The 23,120-nt window shown below is 47.9% G+C and carries 21 protein-coding genes, 1 tRNA gene and 1 pseudogene; 5 read left to right on the top strand and 18 right to left on the bottom strand.

Annotation, left to right across the window (positions count from 1 at the left end; translation table 11 throughout):
* Nucleotides 1–69 precede the first annotated feature (69 nt).
* Nucleotides 70–846 (top strand): thioesterase family protein, encoded by a 777-nt coding sequence (locus ACO0K2_RS02600; protein ID WP_423015426.1) that lies wholly within the window; start codon nt 70–72, stop codon nt 844–846.
* A gap of 171 nt (nt 847–1,017) precedes the next feature.
* Here ACO0K2_RS02600 and ACO0K2_RS02595 read toward each other — a convergent pair whose 3' ends face one another.
* Nucleotides 1,018–1,461: a winged helix-turn-helix transcriptional regulator gene (locus tag ACO0K2_RS02595; RefSeq protein ID WP_423015424.1), complete on the bottom strand. Its 444-nt coding sequence runs from the start codon at nt 1,459–1,461 to the stop codon at nt 1,018–1,020.
* A gap of 125 nt (nt 1,462–1,586) precedes the next feature.
* Here ACO0K2_RS02595 and ACO0K2_RS02590 point away from each other — a divergent pair, with 125 nt between their 5' ends.
* A complete protein-coding gene (locus tag ACO0K2_RS02590) occupies nt 1,587–2,402 on the top strand; it encodes an oxidoreductase (protein ID WP_423015422.1) in 816 nt (271 codons plus the stop codon).
* An 83-nt stretch (nt 2,403–2,485) separates the two neighbouring features.
* Nucleotides 2,486–3,190 (top strand): SDR family oxidoreductase, encoded by a 705-nt coding sequence (locus ACO0K2_RS02585; RefSeq protein WP_423015420.1) that lies wholly within the window; start codon nt 2,486–2,488, stop codon nt 3,188–3,190.
* A 265-nt stretch (nt 3,191–3,455) separates the two neighbouring features.
* Here the strand turns inward: ACO0K2_RS02585 and ACO0K2_RS02580 are convergent, their stop codons facing one another.
* The 7 genes from ACO0K2_RS02580 to ACO0K2_RS02550 all read right to left on the bottom strand — a co-directional run bounded on the left by ACO0K2_RS02580 (nt 3,456) and on the right by ACO0K2_RS02550 (nt 8,907).
* Entirely contained in the window at nt 3,456–3,836 is a 381-nt protein-coding gene (locus tag ACO0K2_RS02580; RefSeq protein ID WP_423015418.1) for a nuclear transport factor 2 family protein, read from the bottom strand.
* A gap of 5 nt (nt 3,837–3,841) precedes the next feature.
* Nucleotides 3,842–4,828 carry an aldo/keto reductase gene (locus tag ACO0K2_RS02575; RefSeq protein WP_423015416.1) on the bottom strand — a complete coding sequence of 329 codons (987 nt, stop codon included), beginning with the start codon at nt 4,826–4,828 and terminating at the stop codon, nt 3,842–3,844.
* Nucleotides 4,829–4,843: 15 nt separating this feature from the next.
* On the bottom strand, nt 4,844–5,221 hold the full coding sequence (locus ACO0K2_RS02570; protein ID WP_423015414.1) for a helix-turn-helix domain-containing protein: 378 nt from the start codon (nt 5,219–5,221) through the stop codon (nt 4,844–4,846).
* A 46-nt stretch (nt 5,222–5,267) separates the two neighbouring features.
* Nucleotides 5,268–6,095 (bottom strand): SDR family oxidoreductase, encoded by an 828-nt coding sequence (locus ACO0K2_RS02565; protein WP_423015412.1) that lies wholly within the window; start codon nt 6,093–6,095, stop codon nt 5,268–5,270.
* A 147-nt stretch (nt 6,096–6,242) separates the two neighbouring features.
* Complete coding sequence (locus ACO0K2_RS02560; protein ID WP_423015410.1) at nt 6,243–6,827, bottom strand: NAD(P)H-binding protein; 585 nt, start codon at nt 6,825–6,827, stop codon at nt 6,243–6,245.
* Nucleotides 6,828–6,913: 86 nt separating this feature from the next.
* Nucleotides 6,914–7,909 (bottom strand): aldo/keto reductase, encoded by a 996-nt coding sequence (locus tag ACO0K2_RS02555; RefSeq protein ID WP_423015408.1) that lies wholly within the window; start codon nt 7,907–7,909, stop codon nt 6,914–6,916.
* Between the two features lie 17 nt (nt 7,910–7,926).
* Nucleotides 7,927–8,907: an aldo/keto reductase gene (locus tag ACO0K2_RS02550; RefSeq protein WP_423015406.1), complete on the bottom strand. Its 981-nt coding sequence runs from the start codon at nt 8,905–8,907 to the stop codon at nt 7,927–7,929.
* A 141-nt stretch (nt 8,908–9,048) separates the two neighbouring features.
* Here ACO0K2_RS02550 and ACO0K2_RS02545 point away from each other — a divergent pair, with 141 nt between their 5' ends.
* On the top strand, nt 9,049–9,945 hold the full coding sequence (locus ACO0K2_RS02545) for a LysR family transcriptional regulator (RefSeq protein WP_423015404.1): 897 nt from the start codon (nt 9,049–9,051) through the stop codon (nt 9,943–9,945).
* Between the two features lie 99 nt (nt 9,946–10,044).
* On the opposite strand, the gene ACO0K2_RS02540 is transcribed toward ACO0K2_RS02545, so the two are convergent.
* The 6 genes and pseudogenes from ACO0K2_RS02540 to ACO0K2_RS02515 form a co-directional block, all read right to left on the bottom strand.
* Nucleotides 10,045–10,857, bottom strand: a complete 813-nt coding sequence (locus ACO0K2_RS02540) for an ABC transporter ATP-binding protein (RefSeq protein WP_423015402.1) — start codon at nt 10,855–10,857, stop codon at nt 10,045–10,047.
* 1 nt (nt 10,858) lies between these two features.
* Entirely contained in the window at nt 10,859–11,695 is an 837-nt protein-coding gene (locus tag ACO0K2_RS02535) for an ABC transporter permease (RefSeq protein WP_423015400.1), read from the bottom strand.
* A gap of 9 nt (nt 11,696–11,704) precedes the next feature.
* A pseudogene (locus ACO0K2_RS02530) lies at nt 11,705–12,677 on the bottom strand (aliphatic sulfonate ABC transporter substrate-binding protein).
* Between the two features lie 519 nt (nt 12,678–13,196).
* A complete protein-coding gene (locus ACO0K2_RS02525) occupies nt 13,197–14,549 on the bottom strand; it encodes an MFS transporter (RefSeq protein ID WP_423015398.1) in 1,353 nt (450 codons plus the stop codon).
* Nucleotides 14,550–14,631: 82 nt separating this feature from the next.
* On the bottom strand, nt 14,632–14,934 hold the full coding sequence (locus tag ACO0K2_RS02520; RefSeq protein ID WP_423015396.1) for a DUF1330 domain-containing protein: 303 nt from the start codon (nt 14,932–14,934) through the stop codon (nt 14,632–14,634).
* A 91-nt stretch (nt 14,935–15,025) separates the two neighbouring features.
* Nucleotides 15,026–16,297, bottom strand: a complete 1,272-nt coding sequence (locus ACO0K2_RS02515) for a flavin-dependent oxidoreductase (RefSeq protein WP_423015394.1) — start codon at nt 16,295–16,297, stop codon at nt 15,026–15,028.
* A gap of 211 nt (nt 16,298–16,508) precedes the next feature.
* Between ACO0K2_RS02515 and ACO0K2_RS02510 the strand changes: the two genes are divergently transcribed.
* Nucleotides 16,509–17,033 (top strand): MarR family winged helix-turn-helix transcriptional regulator, encoded by a 525-nt coding sequence (locus tag ACO0K2_RS02510; RefSeq protein ID WP_423015392.1) that lies wholly within the window; start codon nt 16,509–16,511, stop codon nt 17,031–17,033.
* Between the two features lie 191 nt (nt 17,034–17,224).
* Here ACO0K2_RS02510 and ACO0K2_RS02505 read toward each other — a convergent pair.
* The 4 genes from ACO0K2_RS02505 to ACO0K2_RS02490 form a co-directional block, all read right to left on the bottom strand.
* Nucleotides 17,225–17,302 (bottom strand) — tRNA-Ile (locus ACO0K2_RS02505).
* A gap of 138 nt (nt 17,303–17,440) precedes the next feature.
* Nucleotides 17,441–19,681: an RNA polymerase sigma factor RpoD gene (gene rpoD, locus ACO0K2_RS02500; protein WP_423016145.1), complete on the bottom strand. Its 2,241-nt coding sequence runs from the start codon at nt 19,679–19,681 to the stop codon at nt 17,441–17,443.
* A 1,108-nt stretch (nt 19,682–20,789) separates the two neighbouring features.
* On the bottom strand, nt 20,790–22,583 hold the full coding sequence (dnaG, locus tag ACO0K2_RS02495) for a DNA primase (RefSeq protein WP_423015390.1): 1,794 nt from the start codon (nt 22,581–22,583) through the stop codon (nt 20,790–20,792).
* 70 nt (nt 22,584–22,653) lie between these two features.
* On the bottom strand, nt 22,654–23,100 hold the full coding sequence (locus tag ACO0K2_RS02490; RefSeq protein ID WP_423015388.1) for a GatB/YqeY domain-containing protein: 447 nt from the start codon (nt 23,098–23,100) through the stop codon (nt 22,654–22,656).
* Nucleotides 23,101–23,120: the final 20 nt, after the last annotated feature.

Raw genomic sequence — 23,120 nt, 5'->3', positions numbered from 1 at the left:
ATTAATCAGTCACTCAATAAGTAAAAGCAGACATAGACAATCTTGAAGCCAATAAGCGCGGAGCAAAACATGGTGACACTACAAGAAATCATCCAACATTTCGATCCAGATACCGACTTTGTGACACCGCAAAACTGGTTACAAGGGAGAACGACCTACGGTGGCTTATCTGTGGCATTGGCGCTCCAAACTGTTTTGAAAGACGCTCCCGACAACCTACCACCATTGAAGTCGGCACAAGTGTCATTCATCGGACCGTCCATCGAGCCTTTGCGTTTTAAAAAAACGATCTTACGACAAGGAAAATCCGCTACATGGATTGCTGTTGATTGCTACACCAGCAAAGAGGTGGTAACACATGTGACGTTTGTGTTTGCGCATCCCAGAGAGAGCAAAATTGATCATCAACGGTGCCCAGCGCCACCTACCCAACCACCAGAACACTTTCCCGAATTAGAGAGAAGAGCTGGTATCCCGGCATTTTTAAGTAACTTTGACGTACGATTTATTGGCCCATCAACGCCCGTATCTGGCTCTGACCATCCCGAGCTTATTGCATGGATCCGGCATATCAACCACGCAACCATTGATCCCGCCGTTGCCCTACTTGCTTTGGGTGATTGTTTACCACCGGCAGTACTCTCGTGCTTTACTCAGTTTTATCCAATGAGCTCGATGACTTGGTCTATCGATCTTCCACAACCAGCAACATCTGACAAATGGTTTTTACTACGCTCGTCAAGCAGACAAGCACAAAACGGCTATTCGTTTCAGACGATGGCGATGTGGAATCGAGAGGGCAAGTTAATCACCTCAGGAAATCAAACCGTGGCATTTTTTGCTTAACGCTTTAACCATGAGTTTGAGAAAGTTGGAAACTGCACCAACAGTGCACCAACAACATATTCCTATGAGATTGCTCCGGGATACTCAGGTGCGATCTCGCTAGGACTGCATGGAAATCATGAGCGCTTTCCCTATCGTCTTGAATAAACTGTCAACATCATTCTGCGCGATTTAATCTTCTGTTGGGACCACGATTCGTATTGGACGCGTGCCAATCTTTGCACCCGTTACCTCATCCAAAGTCACCGGTTGAATTTCTGTACCACTTTCTGCATCCAGAAATCGTACTAGCTTTCCCTCTCCACGGTATTTTCGTCCCCAAGCACCGATCATAAAAAGCACAGGCAGAAAATCTCTCCCCGCATCGGTGAGCAAATATTCTTCTCTCGGTGGTCGCTCCGAATAAAGGTGCTTTTCTAACAACCCCTCTTCGGTCAGTGTCGCCAGTCTCCGAGTCAGGATCGTTGGTGCGATATTTAAATTCTTTCGAAATTGATCAAATCTCGTCAAGCCTGAAAGCGCATCACGCAGGATCAACATACTCCACGCATCGCCAACAAAACTGAGACTTCTCGCGATCGGACAGGGTTCATCGATAATATTTTTAGAGTTCATACTATTTAGATAGTGACTTAGTTTCAAATTAGTAGTAACATCAGTATCGAAGTGATAGTTACCTACTTTCATCCGATAGTACCACTGCAAAAGAAAACAATCCATCAGGAAAAGGAAATCAAATTATGAGAAAAATTGATAGACCCGTCGCACTGGTTACTGGTGCTTCGTCGGGTATAGGGAAAGCCACAGCGATTGCCTTGAAGCAAGCCGGCTATAAAGTATTTGGCACAAGTCGAAAACATGTCCCAGTGAGTGACGATGGGATCGAGATGCTCGTGTGTGACGTCACAAACGATGACTCCGTGCAGAAAATGATCGCGGTTATCCAGCTACAGACCGGAGGAATCGATCTATTGGTCAATAACGCAGGTATTGGCTTACTTGGTGCAGCAGAAGAATCGTCAATTGAACAGGCGCAGGCATTATTTAATGTCAATCTTTTCGGGGTGATGCGGGTTACAAACGCCGTATTACCAATGATGCGTGTTCAAAAGAAAGGACGCATCATCAACATGAGTTCGATATTAGGCATGATTCCCTCCCCTTATAACGCGCTCTATTCATCGACCAAACACGCAATAGAGGGATATTCAGAATCTCTTGACCACGAAGTACGCAGTCTCGGAATCCGCGTTGTACTGGTCGAACCAGGCGTCACTCGAACATCATTTGATGACAATATCACTCGCCCTGACCGCCAAATTTTATTCTACGAATCAGAACGTCATCGCATGGAATCCTTAATGCGCGATTGGATAACAGCAGGAGACGCGCCAGAGGTTGTTGCGGCGACGGTTGTCAAAGCTGCCACCGCCATTTCACCAAAACTTCGCTATACCGCGGGAAAACAATCAACCCAAGTACGCTTTATGCGACGTTTCTTCCCAGAATCGATCGTCGATAAAAGTTTACGTCAATTTAACCAATTCTCAGACTAAGCATCATCACTCGCATCAAAAACTACCGTGAAAAGTAGATTGGTACTCGCCATATTAATTAACTCACTATCAAGGAACACCCCATGAAAATCCAAAATTCCGTTATTTTAGTCACAGGCGCTAATCGCGGCCTCGGTCTTGAATTTACAAAGCAAGCACTTGAACGCGGAGCAAGTCGCGTTTATGGAGCGGCACGTGATATTGCATCGATTCAATTACCGGGCGTCATTCCGGTCAACATTGACGTGACCAAACCAGAAGAATTTGCTGCCGCAGCAAAAGACCTTGGTGACATCACCATCCTGATTAACAACGCTGGAATTGCACGCCCGGGTAGTATCGCAGCGCCACATTCACAAGACGCGCTACGTGAGCAACTAGAAACGAACGTCTTTGGCTTACTCAATTTGAGTCAGGCGTTTGCACCGCATCTTGCACGCAATGGTGGCGGCGCTATTCTCAACGTCTTGTCTGTTCTCAGCTGGATTAATACACCGTCCGTCGCTGGATATGGTGTATCAAAGTCGGCTGCGTGGGGACTTACTAATGGTCTCCGTCACGAGCTGCGCTCACAAGGAACACTTGTTACTGGTCTGCATGCAGGATTCATCGACACAGATATGACACGCACTTTTGATGTTCCTAAAGCCAGCCCTGTTGACGTTGTACGCCAAGCGTTGGATGCAATAGAGCAAGGCGCTGAAGAAGTGTTTGTTGATGAGACCTCGCGTCAAATCCACCAAGCATTGTCACATTCAGTGTATCTGAAAGATGTTATCGCAGGCTAGTTCACATTCGTTTTACTGTACCGATATCGGGTGTGCGTCACTGACGTTCACCCGATCTGTTGCAGGTGTGAATAAGCAATTGCTCATTCTCTTATGATTTCAATAGCGCTAAGCTTAAAAAAAAGAATCGGATTCATATCGTCATTGGGCGCGATGACTGGCACACCAACACTCATGGCTTTGCTTGAAAAGCATCTATTCTCATCCAGTGAAATACCTCGCATCTTTTTCCTCTTCTTGAATCATCATTCTTGAGTCAAATGTATTATCCACTGCGATACTTCGCACTGTGCAACTTCCAACCCTCATTCTGCTTCAACAAAATGATATTGAATTGCAATGGCCAACGTCGCTTCAAGCCATTAATCGTTGCGTAGAAAATGCCCCGTCCTTTTACTTTCGCAGAAATAGAACTAATGTCCACACTCAGAGAGCTTTCATCGATATGAATGTCGTGGTAATTAAAATCTCCACAACGAACAACATCCAGCCACTCCTCTCGTGGCTGGACATAACCTGTTATGTGTGTCAGCGTGAACCCTTCATCTAGTATCACATCTAAGGTGTCGATTGATGCACCTACCATTACGGCATGGTAGGTTTCCAACACTGACATCACTTCTTTGTCTACGTTTCTTTGAGACATTTGACTTATTCAGACATCGAGAGCAGGCCCTCATCTAACCGAGCACCTTGAATCGCAATTTGTGACAAACGACGATCAATTTCAAGCAAATCATCTGCAGATAATGCGACATTCGTCGATTGAAGGTTATCATCGATATAGCTCAACTTATCCATTCCAGGAATCGGCACAATCCATGGCTTTTGGGCAAGTAACCACACAAGCGCAATTTGGACAGGCGTCGCATCTTTTTCTGCGGCCAATGCTCTTAACATATCGACGACTGGCATGTTCGCTTTCATTGCTTCCGGCGTAAAACGAGGAAACGATGCACGCAAATCCGTACTTGCATCAAATTTTGTCGTCGCATCAATCGAGCCGGTTAAAAACCCAGTTCCAAGAGGTCCCCATGGCACGAAGCCGATTCCGAGTTCTTCACAGACTGGGATAACTTCAGCCTCAGGCTCTCTTGTCCAGATTGAATATTGGTTTTGTACCGCGGTGACGGGATGCACTGCATGGGCGCGACGAATCGTTGCGGCACCTACTTCGGATAAACCGTAATGGCGTATCTTGCCTTCCGTGATCAAGTCTTTCAATGTCCCAACCACATCCTCGATAGGAACATTCGGATCAACCCGATGCTGATAAAACAAATCGATATAGTCTGTGCGCAGACTCTTCAACGAGGCCTCAGCCACGGCACGGATTGTTTCTGGACGACTATCAGTACCGACAATGGCTCCATTTTCCAATTTAAAGCCGAACTTTGTCGCAATCACAACGTCTTTTCTGAAAGGTTGCAGGGCTTTTCCTAGCAAAATTTCATTCGTGTAGGGACCATACGCTTGCGCTGTATCGAAGAACGTAATTCCCCGCTCAACGGCAGCTCTGATCACATCGACTCCCGTGCTCTCATCGACCGCCTTACCTGTACCAAAGCTTAAATTCATCACCCCCATACCAAGTGCAGAGACCTGTAGTCCACTCTTTCCCAGTTCACGTAATTTCATTAGATTTCCTTTCCATCATTTAGTAAGAGACTCTTCATTTTCATGTAGCGATTGTCGATAGTCATTCGGTGTCATCCCCGATGCCTTTCGAAACAGACGCGCAAAGTCACTAGCATTGACGTAACCTACCTCATTCGCAATATCGATGAGATCTAAGTTTGTTTCTCGTAATAGTCGTTTTGCCCGGTCTAACCTGAGCGCTATTTGGTACTGCGAGGGTGGAAGCCCGATTGTGCGTTTAAACCAGCGATTAAAATGGTACTCACTGACACCCGCTCTCTCCGCTAATTGACTAAGGCTTAGCGCTTCCGCTAAATGTTCTTCCATCCAACTCGTAATACTGCGGAGCCTATACTGAGGCTCTGTAGTTTTATCTGATTGATGCTCTTCCATGGGCAATTATCCGAACCAAATAAGTTGAGGATGTCACTGTTACGGGCTACTTTGGAGCGAGATCACCGTAAAAATAGGAGGCAGTCACGCCACCATCTATTAAGAAATCGCTACCAGTAATAAACGCACCATCAGGCCCCATCAATAAGGCACCCACATGACCAATCTCGTCTGGTGTCCCAGCACGTTGCGCTGGGCATAAATTCATCATCCGTCGGTATCCTTCTCCACGCGGACCATTGAGCTCATCGTTGGCAAGTGGTGTAATAATGATGCCAGGACTGATCGTATTGACTCTCGCACCACGTTTCCCCCAGCGCACTGCTTCTGCCATCACACGTAATGAATTGCCGCGTTTCGAGATTTGGTAAGCATGTAATGAATCTGTGATCTGATCCGCTTGCAGCATCGGCAAAGCAAGTAGCTGATCAGTGGGTGTCGTTGCAAGTAATCTATCCTGTTCAGCAGTCAGTGCGGGTAACCGATGTCCCGATTGAGAAGCGATAACAATTCCAGAGCCTCCCTTGGCGATCACGTTTCCAAACTCTTCAAGCACCAAAGCCGTTCCATACAAATCGACCGCTAAAATTGTCGCTGGGCTAGCCTGACTTGGGGAAACACCGGCAGCATGTATCACGCCCGTGATAGATCCGAAACTCAATGCAACGTGTACCAGCGATTGCACCGATGCGCGAACAGTAACATCCACAATCGCAGTACTAACTTGGTAACCTGCATTGTTAAGTACAACAGCCGCATCTGTCGCATTACTTTCTCGTAAGTCAGCCAAGACAATATGCTTGCCCACACCGACGCGACGAGCGATCGCAATGCCAATCGAGCCAGAACCGATAACAACAATAACGTCTATCATATCTACCCTCTTTTCATCTATTCATGTGAATAACAATTCCAGCATTACTACTTATTCCTACACTATTTCCACCTCAAAAAAATCATTCATCGTTGACATGCTTGAATCATTTTCCGCACAGCTTCCAGTGTTAAGCATTGAAAAAATTTACCCTCGGCTCACTCCGATGCTACGTTTCAATTCCATCGTCGGAGACATACAAAGTTTGACGATAAGATCGGATAGGCTATTGAGTGAAACTTCATATCCAATGAATGGCTCCCCTTTTTGCGTCAATTGGTAGTGAATCTCATCATCATGAACAAACCACCCTGGTCGTAAAATGGTATAACTAAGATCAGAAGCTTCGATCACTGCGGCAGAATCACGATATGGGTTGAGCACACTGCGATATTTCTCACCCGGAACTTCGCCATAAATCCCCATAGAACTGATAAAAATCAATCGCTCCACACCTGCCATTTTCATCGCGTTAACGATCGATGTGGCTTGCATCTCCAAGGCACCAGAGAGACTGGCATACACGACATCTTGTCCCTTCATGATTGAAGTTAAATATGGTGTATCGAGCACGTCTCCCTCAATGATGGTAACTCTAGAAGGATCTGGGTTTTTTAATCGAGTTGACCGACGCAAATAGAGCGTTAAGTGAACATCACTATGAGCCAAAAAAAATGGAATCGTATTGCGAGCCAATTGGCCATTTGCACCAAGTACAAGAACGTTTTTCATATTGATATGTTTGATAATGTTACGAGCGACATTCCTATGCGAGCCTCTATTCAAAGGACAGCCTGCATTTCTCTCTTCATCGACCCTTATAGACCCGTCATCTTTAAAGCACTTTCTGGTAGACGGGCGCCTTGTACGGCAATGTTAGAAGCTGCAAGAGCGATTTCATCCAACTCAGCTTGGCTAAAGTCAACAGCCAACGCGCCTAAGTTTTCTTCCAGTCTTTCGATTTTCGTTGTTCCGGGAATGGACACGATCCACGGCTTTTGAGCGAGTAACCAAGCGAGGGCAATTTGCGCAGGTGTGACTTGTTTTCGGGCAGCGATAGAACGTACTAGATCTACAAGTGCCATATTGGCTTTCATTGCCTCCGGAGAAAATCGCGGAACCATCGTCCTAAAATCGGTAGGATCAAATTTAGTTTTTTCGTCGATTTTTCCGGTCAAAAATCCTGCGCCAAGGGGACTGAAACTCACGAAGCCAATGCCTAGCTCTTCTAAGGTCGCCAACAACTCCGTCTCGGGGCCGCGCCACCATAAGGAATATTCACTTTGCAACGCGGTCACTGGCTGAACAGCATGCGCACGACGCACAGTTCGGGCGCTCGCTTCAGACAATCCAAAGTGCTTTACTTTTCCTTGCACAATAAGATCTTTCACCGCGCCAGCAACATCTTCAATTGGTACCGATGGGTCAACGCGATGTTGATAAAATAAATCAATACGGTCCGTTTTCAGACGTTTGAGTGCGGCCTCGGCAACAGCTTTGATATGCTCAGGGCGACTGTTGACACCTGCCCGCCTCACACCCGTATCGAGATCAATATCAAAACCAAATTTCGTTGCAATCACAACCTTGCCCCTGACAGGTGCTAAGGCCTCTCCAACAAGATGTTCATTTTCAAACGGCCCATATGCCTCTGCCGTATCAAAAAAACTCACCCCCAAATCGACGGCTTGCCGCATCAGCGATATCATTTTCTGTTTGTCACCAGCGGGGCCATAAGCGGACGTCATTCCCATGCAGCCAAGACCAATGGCGGAAACTTCAAGCTTGCTTTGACCTAATAGACGCTTTTTCATATCTATTCTCCCTCGCGTTATCGGTTAATCATTTTCTGACTGGCTTCTGAATATCGACCACCTTGAATGGTCAAAGAAGCGAACTGATGTTGAATGTCATCGAGATCAACCTGATTGAGTACCACATTCGTTGCGCCAATGTTTTCTTGTAAGCGATGTGATTTCGTCGTTCCGGGAATAGGTACAATCCACGGTTTTTGAGACAACAACCATGCAAGCGCGATTTGTGCAGGCGTTGCCTTCTTGAATGCAGCGATATGTGCTAACACATCAATGACAGCCTGATTAGCTTTCCTCGCCTCTGGCGAAAAGCGTGGCACTGAATTTCGGAAATCCGTATGGTCAAATTGTGTTGCTTCAGTAATCGCGCCAGTTAGAAAGCCTTTTCCTAGCGGGCTAAACGGAATAAAGCCAATGCCTAATTCTTCCAGGGTTGGCAAGATCTCAACTTCTGGCTCGCGCCACCATAACGAGTATTCGCTTTGTAATGCGGTCACTTTCTGAACTGCATGCGCTCGACGGATGGTGCTTGCACCCGCCTCTGACAGCCCGAAATGCTTTACTTTTCCCTCTTGAATGAGATCCTTCACCGTTCCAGCAACGTCTTCAATAGGCACATTGGGATCGACTCTGTGTTGATAGAGAAGATCGATATAATCGGTCTTCAGCAGTTTTAAAGAAGTCTCTACTGCAAGACGGATGCTCGCAGGGTGACTATCCAGACCTTGTTTAATATCCCCATTTTTGAAACCAAATTTAGTAGCGATAATGACCTGCTCACGAACCGGAGCGAGCGCATCGCCGACAATCTCTTGATTTAGCGCGCCATAAGCTTCCGCAGTATCAAACAGGGTGACGCCTGCATCGACCGCTTGCCGGATCAATTGAATCGCAACGTCCTTATCGGCTGCTGCCCCATAACCATAGCTCAACCCCATGCATCCGAATCCCATCGCGGATACCTCTAGACCGCTGTGACCTAATTGACGTTTTTGCATTTTTCTCTCCAAGATATCAGCAGGTAACGATGCCGCTGAACTGTTCACTGCACATACTTATTCCACAGCGACACTGTACAGACGGCGCGCACTTTTGATTAGACGGTATAATCAGCATGAGCTTATGAAAGGAATTCATCAATGTCGCAAGAGAACTTTAATAGCTTGATCGCCTTTGTTGCGATTTGCCGAGAAGGTAGCTTTACCAGAGCCGCGGCACAGCTTGGCGTGTCTCAGTCCGCACTCAGCCACACCATCCGAGCGTTAGAGTCTCGCTTAGGGATTCGTCTACTCACCCGAACAACGCGCAGCGTTTCCCCCACGGAAGCGGGAGAACGCCTACTTGCATCGGTGGCACCGCGATTGGATGAAATTGAGGCAGAGGTGGCTGCTTTAAGTGAGTTACGAGACAAACCGGCCGGCAATATCAGGATCTCTGCGGCGGGGCATGCAGCCACGAATGTCGTGTGGCCTTTACTAGAAAAATTCTTACCGAACTATCCTGACATCAAAGTCGAAGTCATCATCAACTATGGGCTCATTGATATCGTCGCTGAACGATTTGACGCTGGTGTAAGGCTAGGTGATCAAGTCGCCAAAGACATGATCGCAGTTCGGATCGCACCGGATCTACGCATGGCCGTCGTTGCCTCTCCGAGTTATTTTTCAAAGTATCCGGTTCCCAAGATACCCCAGGATCTCGCCCACCATAATTGCATTGGATTTCGATTTGCCACGCACGGAGGTTTGTACGCGTGGGAATTTGAAAAAGAGAATCATGCCGTCAATGTTCGCGTCGAGGGACAACTCACTTTTAATACTAGCCCTCAAATGGTCGCAGCCGCATTGGCGGGATTAGGTATCGCCTATGTTCCCGAGGATATGGTAGAACAAGATGTCCAAGCTGGACGTCTTGTAAGAGTCATGACAGAGTGGTGCCCTTACTTTCCAGGCTATCACCTTTACTTTGCAAGTCGGCGTCAACTATCGCCAGCTTTCTCTGTTTTACTGGATGCACTCAGGTTGAAATCGACTTAGTTGTTTTAGTATTTATCACGAGATTCAACCCGCGTTCACTCGCTGTGCCAACGTTGTTTGCGCTGATCAACACCGCATTAACAACACCCATCACTTACCTTAAATCGCCAACTGATAATTCACAAACCCGTATTCAGAACGCGCACTATCGCTCACCGCAGGAGCAACTTTCAGATCGCTATGTTGTGAATGGTGAAGCAAATTAAGAATCTCGGTTTGCTTCTGAGCGATGAGTGGGTTGTTACGGTCGCGTGGTCGAGGAAGTGTGATATCCACTTCACCAACAATACGACCTGGATTACTGGCGAGAATCAATACCCTGTCACTTAGGAAAGCAGCCTCTTGCACATCATGGGTGACCAGTAAAATGGTTGTTTGATGTTTTGTCGCAATAGATAACAACAAGTCTTGCAAACGCATACGCGTCAATGCATCGACGGCACTGAAGGGTTCATCGAGCAGCAACAAATCCGGATGGGTGAATAGACCCCGTGCAATCGCTGCTCTTTGTGCCATCCCCCCAGAGAGTTCTTTGGGGTAAGCGTTCGCGAAATCGGACAAACCAACTTCGGCTAAGAGCTCTTTGGTCAGTTCACTCGTGGCACCTTTTTCTCCCTGATCAAAACCAACGTTTTGCGCCACAGTGAGCCATGGCAGCAGACGGGGTTCTTGAAACACAAATCCGACATCGGGCGAGTGGACATGCGGCGTCTTATCATTGATCAAGACTTGGCCTTGGTATTTTTTATCCAACCCAGAAATGATCCTCAATAACGTACTTTTACCGCAACCACTTGGCCCAACGAGGCTGACAATCTCATGATGGTCGAGCGCGAATGCCATATCATCAATCACCCGATGTCCAGGAAAATCCTTCGCCTGCACCTGTAATTGCAATAGTTTGCTCTTCAATTTAGCCTCCTTCAGCTTTGTACACATCACACCACTGGAGTGAGCGCCGCTCCAGCCACTGCAGTCCACCATCGCTTATTTTTCCTAGCACGGCCAGAATGATAATGGCGATCATCACTAAGTCTGCCCTGCCCGTTTCCCGTCCGTCTGTCAGCAAATAGCCCAACCCTTTAGTGGCAGCAATCAGTTCAGCCGCAACCAAAAACATCCACGCCAATGACAACCCCGTCCGTAGACCGGTGAACAGGCTGGGTAACGACGCAGGAATAAAAATTCGCGTAACCAGACGATATCGAGTGAGTCCGTAAATTTCTCCGACTTCGACTAATTTGCGATCGACATGCTTGATCCCCGAAATCACATTGAGATAAACCGGAAAGAACGCACCAATGGCAATCAACGTAATTTTGGGTGGTTCATCAATCCCCAGCCATAACAGTAATAATGGCACCCAGGCCAACGAAGGAATCGCCCTCAATGCCTGAAACGATGGATCGATGAACGCTTCAATTTGACGCGACAGCCCCACAGCGACGCCAATCAAGATAGCCAGTCCGGCACCAATGAAAAAACCTAGCAATACCCGCAAACTACTCACAAGGATATGCTGCCACAGGGCACCGTGCTGGAACTGCTCTATCAAGGTTTCATAGAGCTCGCTCGGTGGTGGCAATACATGCGCATTGATCCACCCCGCGTCTACTGTGCCCTGCCACAGAAGGAGACATATCAGCGGGAGAATGGCACCGGTCAAATGCTGTGCGACTTGTCGATATAAGGCCTTTGCGGAATGCGCCTGCTTCTCTGCAGCAAAAGTGCCTGTATGCTTGTGACCCATCGCCTACCTTTATTTAATCACTGCCTTAGCGTAAGCAGGATCAATCCAGCTATCGATCACGGCATTCACATTGGTTCCTTTTTTGACCAAATCCTCTTCCGTCAAAATGGACGCAGCCGCTTTGAGCGCTTGTTTCTCAACCTCACCTGGTACGGCGTTTTTAAAGTTATTTCGTGATAGTTGTAGCTGTGCGACTGGCAATGATATTTTGGCTTCCTCAGCAATAATTTGCGCCGTCTGATCCGGGTGGGCCAAAATCCACTGACGTGCTTTTTCATACGCCGCGAGCACCTTCTTCACGTAATCAGGGTGTTCATTGGCGAATTTTTCTGTTGTGTTCAGAAAGCCATAGGTATTGTAGTTAACGTTACGGTACAACAACTTCGATCCCGCATCGAGTTGACTCGCCGCCATAAGCGGATCCAACCCCGCCCACGCATCGACGCGTCCCTGCTTTAAGGCGCTACGACCATCCGCATGTTGCAGTCCGACGATTTCAACATCCGATTTCTTCAAACCTACGTCATGCAGCGAACGTAATAAAAACAGATAAGGATCAGTGCCCTTCGTCGCCGCAATCTTTTTCCCTTTCAGCTCATTGACCGATTTGATCGTGGAATCTTTACCCACGACAAGTGCGGTCCATTCTGGCTGAGAAAAAAAAATAAATCCCTTTTATCGGATTACCATTTGCTCTACTTAATACCGCCGCCAATCCAGCGGTCGAGCCAAAATCAACACTGCCACTATTCAAATACTCAAGAGCGCGATTACTTCCCTGACTTAAGACCCATTTCACAGGCACATTGTCACTCTTCACCGCTTCCTCTAACCAACCAAATTTTTTTAGCACCAAACTTTGAGGGGAGTAATAAGCAAAATCAACCCGCAACTCTTTAGGCGCCTCAGCTGCCGCCATGCCAGAAAAAAGCACAGACGTCGCCCATAGCGCAGACGTCACTCGACGAAAAATAGTACGCATGATTTCCTTTGAATAAAGCAAAAATATATGCACAAGTAACCTTGATATCCGAACGCAATAAGGAGAGAAAAAAGAATTTCAAGGCCCGAGAAAGCATGAGCAGCAACCCGTATCAACACCAACGGTCTCAACGACGCACTGATCATGAAGAGTAGGATATTGCCTGAACTAAGCGCGAATCAGAACCATTAAATTCGCAGGACGATATGCGAGAAATGGATATGGGGAATTAATGAAATATCCTATGTTTCAGCCAGTTTCGACGCATTTTGACGATCCGTTGGAGGTCAATCTGTGATGTGTGCGATGACATACAACTTCTACAGTAACCACGAAGAATTTGGAGGGGGTGCTAGAACAACGATCTTCATCCTAGTAAAAGAAAACACATGCGTTATTCAAAGCCAAACAATGTCCCTGTTTGGCTTGTTAATTGCTCGTGCTCTTGCTGCTTCGCCGCGTCTGCCTGGTTACGACAAAATCAATCTACGTGAAGACACGACGAAACCCCTTAGACGATTAGTGTGCCATATCACTCGTGAGATGCTTGACGATCAATGCGATCGCGGCAATCAGTCCTGCTAACGATAACGACGACAGAATTCCGACGAAATTAAAATTCAGTCGTATGAGTTCTGCAATTAAAAAAGACCCCGCTACGCCGCCAAATCGACCGATTCCTAACATCCACGAGATACCTGTTACTCTCGCTTGCGTGGGATAGAACGCTGCTGCTAGTGCCGCGAGTGATACCTGCGACATATTCATCATAATTCCCCCAGCGAAGACACAGAGCATCAGATAGATATTCGTATCGGAAGAGTGACCAATCACATATAAAAGGAGCGCGGTGAGTGCATACCCTGTCGCGACAACGATATTGGGGTTGAATCGATCCATTAGCCATCCAAAGAAAATAGCGCCGATACCACCTAAAGGAAAGAGAGCCGAGATCAACGACGCATTTTCAGCCTTAATGCCAATATCTCTGAGCAAGATGGGCATCCAATTAATCAGAGAATAGAAAATCGATAATCCCATGAAATAGCTCAACCAGAGCATGAGCGTGCCAACGATATAGCGTCGTGAGATGATTAAGGACAGTCCAGCGCTGATTGAATTGGTGACTTTATCAGGGATGATAAAGTCGGACTCTAGAACCTCTCGTGAAGTAATTTTACTGAGGATAACTGCGATTTTTTTCGACGAGCGTCCAGCTGTCGCCATAAATCGTACAGACTCTGGCATGAAAGTGAAGACGATAATCGATAGCAATATAGGAAACAACCCACCAGCGATTAATACGCTTCGCCAACCCCAATGAGGAATCATCCAGGCAGAAATGAATCCACCAAATGCAGCACCTAATGGAAAACCACAAAACAATGTATTAGTAATAAATGACCGACTTTTGTCAGGACAAAATTCACTCATCAATGTCACCACATTGGGTAAGGCCGCTCCCAAGCCAAGACCCGTCAACAGGCGCAATATGACGAGCTGATCTAAGTTGTCGACAAAAGCCGATAGAAGACAAGTCAGGCCAAAAAAACAAACTGAAGTGCCGATAACGATTTTGCGCCCATATTTATCAGCGATAGGGCCAGCGAACAGCGAGCCAATGGATAATCCAATGAGTGCAGCACTTAGCACAGGCGCGAGTGCCTGTTTAGTGATACCCCATTCATGTTGTAACGACACCGCCAAAAAACCTGCGGCTGCCGTATCAAAGCCATCCAATAATACGATGGCAAAGCAGATCACAAAGATCACCCTCTGGTATCTAGAAAATGGGTGTGTATTGATCAGCGTTTGCACCGACAAATTGGTCGTAGCCCTATCCTGCCCTTCCATTTCTAAAGCACTTAACATGGTTGTCTCCTTGTTATTATCCTATTGATGTATGTTGCCCTGCTGAATTCTTCATGATTCATTGCAAGGACGGCGACTGCGGTTAGATCCCTTCTACAAAAAATAATCTCCCATCTGAGTTAGCAATTCGAATAGCCCTGGCTGTTTCATAATCCTGGGAGTCATACCATTGGTTCGCCATTTCGGCATCTGGAAAACGTACAATCACGGTTCGCCATTGGGAACTATGCAGGTCATCTCCTCCTTCTTTTTGGACCCGACGCCCCCCACGGACCAAAAACGCTCCCCCAAATTTCTCGACACTTGCCGTTGATAACGGCAAGTAGCTTGCATAGCTTTTCGGGTTAGTGATCCGTATTTCTGCGACTACAAACACTTCACTCATACCTTACGATCTCCCTCTTAGTATTGATTGAAGTGACTCGCTTACACGATGAAAGCGAGCCACGTTGAGATGAATTTCAAGCTCATTGAGCTCACCCTACTCGATGGCCAGCCGCTTTCTTGTACGTCGTCACAATCCCTTTAATCTCATCTGGATCGATCACATCCTCTAACTTGGCAAATCCATTTGGTGAGCGTTCTTCCACCACATCGAGAATCGCATCAAGTCCTTCCTGACGATTTAACCGAACAATGTCAGCGCACATCGGACGGCGCTGGCTTTCATACTCATCAAGAGCAGCCTCAAGAGGCAAGTCTCGATCAAGCGCATCTGCAATGCATTTGGCATCTAAAATTGCTTGCGTCGCACCATTAGACCCAATCGGATACATAGGATGCGCAGCATCACCAAGCAAGGTCACCCGGTCATGACGCCAACGAGGTAAGGGATCGCGATCAACCATCGGCCACTCAAACAGTTGCGTTGCCCCGTGCAATACCTCTGGGATATCAAGCCATTCAAATTTCCACTCACCAAATGTCGGAAGAAGATCATTGAGGTCTCCCTGTTGATTCCAATCCTCACGTGACGGGGCAGTGAGAGCACCACCGAAGCCATCCTCTCGCAAACGTCGATCGCAAATCCAATTGATCAACTGCAATCCGTCAGCACTCGGCGCTTCTATGGGATAGACCACAAATTTTGCGCGACGATGACCTGCCTGCACCATCGATCTTCCATCAAGAAAGGGTTTGACCCGACTTGTTCCGCGCCACATCATCATGCCATTCCACTTTGGTGCACCCTCGTCTGGGTAAAATTGTTTGCGAATAGCAGAATGAATCCCGTCCGCTGCAATCAAAAAATCGGCGGTGTGCTGCACTTCTGTCCCATCCGGCAATACCGCCGTTGCTGTGATGTGATCCGCGCTTTGCGTCACAGAGCGAATTTTTTGTCCGAGATGAAGATGCTGCTGTCCGATACGTTTGACGACCTCTTCCCATAGGTGCATTTGAAGTTGACCGCGATGAATACTCAATTGCGGATGGGAATATCCCGCTGACGTACCACGAGGATCTTTATAAATCGTCTGACCGTGACGATTAGCGAATATCAGCGCCGATGTTTCAACAGCGATTTTTCTCAAGGAATCCAGCACACCGATCTCGTCTAAGACGGCAACGGCATGAGGTAATACATTGATGCCGACACCAAGGGGTTTCAGAGTCTCTGTGGCCTCGCATAGGGTCACATGATGCCCTTTCGCATGGAGTGCAAGCGCCGTGCAGAGACCACCGATGCCCCCGCCAGAAATCAAAATATTGCGCTTTTGTGTTCGCTGTTGTGTTTGCGTTTGTGTCATTCAAGTCTCCATTATTTTTTTGATAGCTGCGATTTATCGTAGATCATATTGTTGCACTGTGCAACAATAATTTAATGAAATAAAGATGACAAAGAAACAAATATAGAGGCAGAAAACTTACTGCTTCAGAGGGGGATATCGGATATGATGTTTCGCCTGATACGTGAGTCGGATGACTCAAAAACGATACATTTAAATAATTCAGTTAGTGATGAAGAAGACAAAAAATACCGGGACCGCCGATAGTGAAGTGAATCAAGAACGACCTCTGCTAAGGGTCCCTACTCTCGAATACGGCATCTTGGATGATTTACTCGGATTTGCTTTGCGACGAGCACAAAACACCTTGTTTATGGATTTCTATCGGGCGACGGCCGCCTACGACATTAGTCCCCAACGCTTTGCCGCTTTAGTCTTGATTGCAGAAAATAAAAGCATGCGACAAGCGCAACTAGCCGAGGCTTTAGGTCTGCATCGTAGCGGCGCATTAAGACTCGTTGCCTGGTTATCTGAACGTGGATGGGTAGAGAGGCATGATGACGATATGGATGCCCGCGCGTGGGGTGTAACACTCACCCCAGCTGGCACTAAAGCGCTCAGCGAAATAACTGCCGTTGTACAAGAACACGACCTAGGCATTCAGCGCATTGTCGGAGATCGTAGTAGCCAGTTAAAGACAGATCTTGAGTTGATCGCAAAAAATGGACAAACTGCCATTGATACTCAAATAGAGTGAAACGCGCTTGCCACGCGCCTGCCCTCAACCAAGAGCAAATGCTGGGCAATGCATAACGACCTCAACGATGCTCACCATCCGTTCTGTCGAACTGAATTCAGTTTCTCGCCGTATAGACATTGGTCTTTTCATTCTCTCAAAAAACAAAAAAGGACTTAGGGTTTAAACCTAAGTCCTTTTCTACACAATTCTGGTGGGCCTCCCGTGAGTCGAACACGGTACCAACGGATTATGAGTCCGCTGCTCTAACCAACATGAGCTAGAGGCCCATTTTTTTTCGTGTTGTTGAACGTTTTCTGCAAAACAAAAATACGTTTAACTGGTGCTACTGCGCGTGATTAATACCGGTAAAAACTGGTGTAAAAAAGAGGCAGGCGCTGAAAAAAACCAGCGCCAATTATACAACATTAATTCCCTTCGAGGAAGCTCTTGAGCTTGTCGGAGCGGGATGGGTGGCGCAGTTTACGCAGCGCTTTTGCCTCTATTTGTCGGATGCGCTCGCGGGTGACGTCGAACTGTTTACCGACTTCTTCCAGGGTGTGATCGGTCGACATTTCGACACCAAAACGCATGCGCAGCACTTTGGCTTCGCGTGGTGTGAGGGAGTCGAGAACGTCTTTGACCACGTTGCGCATGGACGCGTGTAATGCGGCGTCGGCAGGTGCGAGTGTGTGGTTGTCTTCGATAAAATCGCCGAGATGGGAATCGTCATCGTCACCGATAGGCGTTTCCATGGAAATCGGTTCTTTCGCGATTTTCATGATCTTGCGGATTTTGTCTTCCGGCATTTCCATCTTGATTGCCAGTGTCGCTGGATCTGGCTCAACACCGGTTTCTTGCAGGATCTGGCGAGAGATACGATTCATTTTATTGATCGTCTCTATCATGTGCACTGGGATACGAATTGTGCGTGCCTGATCGGCGATGGAACGGGTAATCGCCTGACGAATCCACCATGTAGCGTACGTGGAGAATTTGTAACCGCGACGGTATTCAAATTTATCCACGGCTTTCATCAAGCCGATGTTACCTTCTTGAATCAGATCCAAGAACTGCAGACCACGGTTGGTGTATTTTTTAGCGATCGAAATAACGAGACGCAAGTTGGCTTCGGTCATTTCGCGTTTTGCTTTACGCGCTTTCATTTCACCGGCGGACATGCGCTTGTTGATGTTACGCAAATCTGGCAGTGGCAATACAACGCGCGATTGCAAGTCGATCAGCTTTTGTTGTAACTGCTGAACAGCTGGCACATTACGGCCCAATATGGCGCTGTAAGCGTGACCTGCGTTGACTTCGCCTTCGACCCATTTCAGGTTCGTTTCGTTACCTGGGAACACTTTGATAAAGTGGGAACGTGGCATACCGCAACGATTCACAGCAACTTCAAGAATCTGTTTTTCGATATGACGGACTTCATCGACTTGACCGCGCAAGGTGTCGCATAATTTCTCAACGACTTTTGCAGTAAAGCGGATACCCAGCAATTCGTTAGAAATGGCTTCTTGTGCTTTGACGTAGGCCTTGGAGTTATAACCTTCTTTTTCGTAAGACTTACGCATCTTATCGAAATTGGTAGAGATAATCTCAAACTTGGCCAGCGCATCGCGCTTCATTTGTTCTAATTGCTCAGCAGAGATCGCAGCGGCGCCTGCGGCACCACCGTCGTCGTCCTCTTCTTCTTCGTCTTCTTCGTCTTCTTCGTCTTCTTCATCCTCATCCGAAGCGGCAGCAACGACAACTGGTGCTGGCTCATCTGTCGCATTAGGATCAACAAGACCATCGACGATTTCGTCGATTTTCATTTCATCAGCAGCGATTTTTTCTGCGGCGGCAAGGATCTCAGCGATCGTTGTCGGGCAGGCTGAAATCGCCTGGATCATGTCTTTGAGGCCTTCTTCGATTTTCTTGGCGATGACGATCTCGCCTTCGCGTGTCAGCAACTCTACCGAGCCCATTTCACGCATGTACATACGAACTGGGTCCGTTGTACGTCCGAAATCAGAGTCTACCGTCGAGAGCGCTGCTTCGGCAGCCGCTTCGACTTCATCATCATCTGTCGTAACGGTGACGACGTTGTCAGACAACAGCAATGTTTCAGCATCAGGCGCTTGCTCGTAGACGGCAACGCCCATGTCGTTGAAGGTACCGATAATGCCTTCGATTGCTTCTGGATCAACGACGTTTTCTGGCAAGTGATCGTTGATTTCAGCAAAAGTCAGGTAGCCGCGGTCTTTACCGAGTTTAATCAGCGTTTTGAGCTTTTGGCGACGGCGTTCGAGTTCTTCTTCTGTGGCTTCTGGATCCGAAGAGAATGCGTCTTTGAGCAGGGCTTTTTCTTTTGCCTTGCGGTCTTTTGCCTTCGCTTTGTCAATTGCTTTCATCTCAGCGCGTTCAACCGCGTTCAATGCTGCAATTTCTTCGTTTTCTGGTTGGTATTCTTTTGGCTTGCGTCCGCGACGTCCAGGCACTTTGACACCTGGCAAAACATAACCGGACGTATCAATCGCGGCCAACACCGCAGCATCGGTCGTCTGAGAGACGGTCGGTGCAGATCCAGTTTTAATTTCCTGAACTTCAGGAGCAGCTTTCGCTGATTTCTTGGTAGGCTTAGTCACTGTCTTTGAATCGGTTTTGTTAGTTGTCACGGAAGCTTTCGATGTTGCGGATACCGCTGAATCAGACTCAGGCGTTTCAATTACGTCGCGCTTTTGTTTATCAGCAATCTGATGAGTTGCGACTTCCGCAATGTGCTCATCACTTTTTTTGGCTTGGGCTGGTTTTTTGACGACCGCTTCAGCCTTCTCTTTTACTTGCGCCTTTTTACTTGCCACAGGCACACTCACTTCGGCGACTGTTTTGGTTGTGCGCTTTTCTGCTGCCGCCTTATTGGAGGCAACGGCAGAGGAACTTGTTGTTGATGCCGCCTTGGTTGTGACCTTGGAGCTTGCTTTTGCTGTCACCTTGGTTGCTCCTTTCGATGTAGCCGTGCTTTCCTCAGCTACATTTACTTTAGGCGCTTTACCACCTTTGGCAACCTCTTTTTTACTCGCGGCTTTGGCAGCTACCGGGCTGGATTTCGCTTTTACTTCGGCGGGTGTTGTCTTTTTAGCGGCTGCTTTGGTAGCAGGCTGACTGGCAGCCTGAGATTGCGCTTTAACGTCGACACTTGTTGCTTTGGCTACTGCTGTCTTACTGACTGTCTTTGCTGCAGGGGCGACACTTGCTTTTTTAGACGTTGTTGCAGCAGCTTTTTTAACTGTCGCAGACGTCAGTGTTTTCGCGGGTTTCTTCATTGCGCTAGCCATTGAATCAAACCATCCGGAACTGAGGAAGTCGCCTGCCTGTACTAAGTACAAAATTCACAAAAAGAAATGCCTCGCCGCCGGTAAATTGACCCGCTTGCGGTGCACACCCGTTTTTGCTTCAGACTTCCCGAGACTCAGCGCCAGTGTTTTGGGTTACTCGGAGGAGCATTACGCTCACCTAAACAACACATTTCGTCGCAAGCAGACACATTTGCGCGAAATGAAACAACCTAAGACCTTGAATCGTAAGCCTTTAATTATAGCACGCGGTCAAGCATTTCTCTAGCCCAAAGCTAGACAAACGACAACTTAACTGATAAAAATTTAGGCAATTTTCTTGCAAATCGCTCTTGAAATTTTCGGGGTGCAACACCACTTCGGATGCAAAATAAAGCAGCAAATGATTAAAAAGATATCTTGTTTCCTGAGAGCATCAAATCAGGTCGCACTAACGAATCCCCGCCTCTGTCACTGCCTGCTGACGCAAGGCTTCTTGCAATTGCATGATCTCGCGCCAACGGGCCTTGTCTTCATCGGTCCGCAATCCTGAAGCAACCAAGCGCTCCGCTTCGTTTTTGAGTGCCTGAGAACGAATCTGACGAATCGCCCCCATGAGCTCCAATCGCACCAAGTCAGGATCTGTGTCTGCTTGTTCTGCCACTTCAGCAATGAGTCCGTCAAAATCCTGACTCACCGCCTTTAACTGCTCAGCAAGCGCCGCGAACTGCGCACCCTCACCCATGCCCTGCGCCACCGTTACCAGTTGCTTTAACATGGCCGCACCATCCGGTGCCAGCAATGCCGCTTCGGACAAAATGGCGTCATCCAGCATCAACGACAACGCAGGATAGGCCACCAGAATTCGCATAATCTGGAGTTCGAGACCGATCGGCGCACTGCGTTTTGAACGCGGCGGTGCGAGCTTGACACGGGCTACTGGCTGCGACAATTCAAACAACGCCTCAATTTCAGCGGGCGTTGTTTGGGTCACCTGCGCCAGATTTCTCACTATCTGCAATCGCAATCCGGACGGCTGCATCGCCTGCAGTAATGGCTTGGCATCGTACTGCGTGCGAGCACGACCCTCTGCGGAGGTCAGGTCATTATCCCCAATCATTTCCCGCATAAAAAACTGCGACAACGGCATCGCATCATGAACTTGCTGATCGAATGCGTCTGCGCCATATTCACGAATAAAACTATCCGGATCGTGCTCTGCAGGTAAAAACAAGAACTTGATGAATTTATCGTCGTTCGCGTGCGGCAAACACGCATCCAAGGCGCGACGCGCAGCACGACGACCGGCACTATCGCCATCAAAACTAAACACAACGTGGTCCGTTTGACGCAACAATTTTTGCACATGGGTTGGCGTACATGCAGTACCCAAGGTTGCAACGGCTTGCGGAAAACCCATTTGCGCCAAGGCGACGACGTCCATGTAGCCTTCGGTCACCAAGACGTAACCTGCTTCTCGGATTGCCTGACGCGCTTCAAACAAGCCGTACAGTTCGAAGCCCTTTTGAAACAGCGGCGTCTCTGGCGAGTTCAAATATTTGGGCTCGCCTTGCTCCATAATCCGACCACCAAAACCAATGATCTGTCCTTTGGTGTTGCGAATCGGGAACATCACGCGGTCTCGGAATCGATCATATCGCTTCCGACCACCACCTTCTTCGTCACTTTTATCAATGACCAAGCCAGCCTCAACCAACTCTGGCGTCTGATAATCGACAAAAACTGAACGCAATCCATCCCACGCATCTGGCGCAAAGCCCAGGCCGAAGCGTGCAGCGATTTCGCCCGTCAGACCTCGTTTTTTGAGATAAGCAATTGCCTGAGGGGCACTGCGTAGTTGTTGTTTGTAGTAATCACCCGCCTTCGTCATCACCTCAGAAAGCGCCAAGGTTTTAGCGGTGGCTTCAGCACGTTGCGCTGGCAACATGCGGTCTTCTTCGGGGACGATCATGCCGTTGCTTTGCGCCAGATCGCGAATCGCGTCGACGAAGCTGAGACCGGAATACTCCATCAGAAAACCAATGGAACTGCCATGCGCCCCACATCCAAAGCAATGGTAAAACTGCTTGGTCGGACTGACGGTGAAACTAGGAGATTTTTCGTTATGGAAGGGGCACAAACCCATGTAGTTTGCGCCACCCTTTTTCAGTTGGACGTATTTGCCCACCACGTCAACGATGTCAACGCGGGCGAGCAAATCTTGAATAAAACTTTGCGGTATCAACGTTGGCTACCAGCCTTGCGGCTTGTGCAAAAGAGTCATCGACAAGCAAAAGACAATGAAGTCAATGCCATTAGCGTGTCAACGCGGCTTTCACCAGCCCAGACACTTTACCCATGTCTGCACGACCGGCCAGTTTGGCTTTCAATACGTCGATCACTTTACGCATATCTTGTGGACCAGCCGCACCTGTTTCAGCCACTGCTGCCGCTACGGCTGCTTGCACTTCTTCATCCGACAGCGCTGCTGGCATATAAGTGGACAACACTTCCAGCTCTGCTTTTTCGATATCAGCCAGATCCTGACGACCGCCGGCTTCGAATTGCTGAATGGAGTCTTTGCGCTGTTTGATCATTTTTTCGATGATCGCGAGAATCATGCCGTCATCCAACTCAACGCGCTCATCCACTTCTTTTTGCTTCATTGCCGCAGTCAACAAACGGATGGTGCTCAGCTTGCCGGCTTCTTTTGCGCGCATTGCTGCTTTCATGTCGTCGGTGATTTGGTCTTTTAAACTCATGAACTACCCCAGGAAACTGA

This window comes from Undibacterium sp. MH2W, assembly GCF_049340215.1.
Taxonomy (GTDB): Bacteria; Pseudomonadota; Gammaproteobacteria; order Burkholderiales; family Burkholderiaceae_D; genus Undibacterium.
This window is presented reverse-complemented; position numbering and strand designations above follow the sequence as displayed.

Coding starts and splice junctions, on each gene's coding strand:
- ACO0K2_RS02600 (WP_423015426.1), top strand. CDS start 70: ATGGTGACACTACAAGAAATCATCCAACATTTCGATCCAGATACCGAC.
- ACO0K2_RS02595 (WP_423015424.1), bottom strand. CDS start 1,461: ATGAACTCTAAAAATATTATCGATGAACCCTGTCCGATCGCGAGAAGT.
- ACO0K2_RS02590 (WP_423015422.1), top strand. CDS start 1,587: ATGAGAAAAATTGATAGACCCGTCGCACTGGTTACTGGTGCTTCGTCG.
- ACO0K2_RS02585 (WP_423015420.1), top strand. CDS start 2,486: ATGAAAATCCAAAATTCCGTTATTTTAGTCACAGGCGCTAATCGCGGC.
- ACO0K2_RS02580 (WP_423015418.1), bottom strand. CDS start 3,836: ATGTCTCAAAGAAACGTAGACAAAGAAGTGATGTCAGTGTTGGAAACC.
- ACO0K2_RS02575 (WP_423015416.1), bottom strand. CDS start 4,828: ATGAAATTACGTGAACTGGGAAAGAGTGGACTACAGGTCTCTGCACTT.
- ACO0K2_RS02570 (WP_423015414.1), bottom strand. CDS start 5,221: ATGGAAGAGCATCAATCAGATAAAACTACAGAGCCTCAGTATAGGCTC.
- ACO0K2_RS02565 (WP_423015412.1), bottom strand. CDS start 6,095: ATGATAGACGTTATTGTTGTTATCGGTTCTGGCTCGATTGGCATTGCG.
- ACO0K2_RS02560 (WP_423015410.1), bottom strand. CDS start 6,827: ATGAAAAACGTTCTTGTACTTGGTGCAAATGGCCAATTGGCTCGCAAT.
- ACO0K2_RS02555 (WP_423015408.1), bottom strand. CDS start 7,909: ATGAAAAAGCGTCTATTAGGTCAAAGCAAGCTTGAAGTTTCCGCCATT.
- ACO0K2_RS02550 (WP_423015406.1), bottom strand. CDS start 8,907: ATGCAAAAACGTCAATTAGGTCACAGCGGTCTAGAGGTATCCGCGATG.
- ACO0K2_RS02545 (WP_423015404.1), top strand. CDS start 9,049: ATGTCGCAAGAGAACTTTAATAGCTTGATCGCCTTTGTTGCGATTTGC.
- ACO0K2_RS02535 (WP_423015400.1), bottom strand. CDS start 11,695: ATGGGTCACAAGCATACAGGCACTTTTGCTGCAGAGAAGCAGGCGCAT.
- ACO0K2_RS02525 (WP_423015398.1), bottom strand. CDS start 14,549: ATGTTAAGTGCTTTAGAAATGGAAGGGCAGGATAGGGCTACGACCAAT.
- ACO0K2_RS02520 (WP_423015396.1), bottom strand. CDS start 14,934: ATGAGTGAAGTGTTTGTAGTCGCAGAAATACGGATCACTAACCCGAAA.
- ACO0K2_RS02515 (WP_423015394.1), bottom strand. CDS start 16,297: ATGACACAAACGCAAACACAACAGCGAACACAAAAGCGCAATATTTTG.
- ACO0K2_RS02510 (WP_423015392.1), top strand. CDS start 16,509: ATGAAGAAGACAAAAAATACCGGGACCGCCGATAGTGAAGTGAATCAA.
- ACO0K2_RS02490 (WP_423015388.1), bottom strand. CDS start 23,100: ATGAGTTTAAAAGACCAAATCACCGACGACATGAAAGCAGCAATGCGC.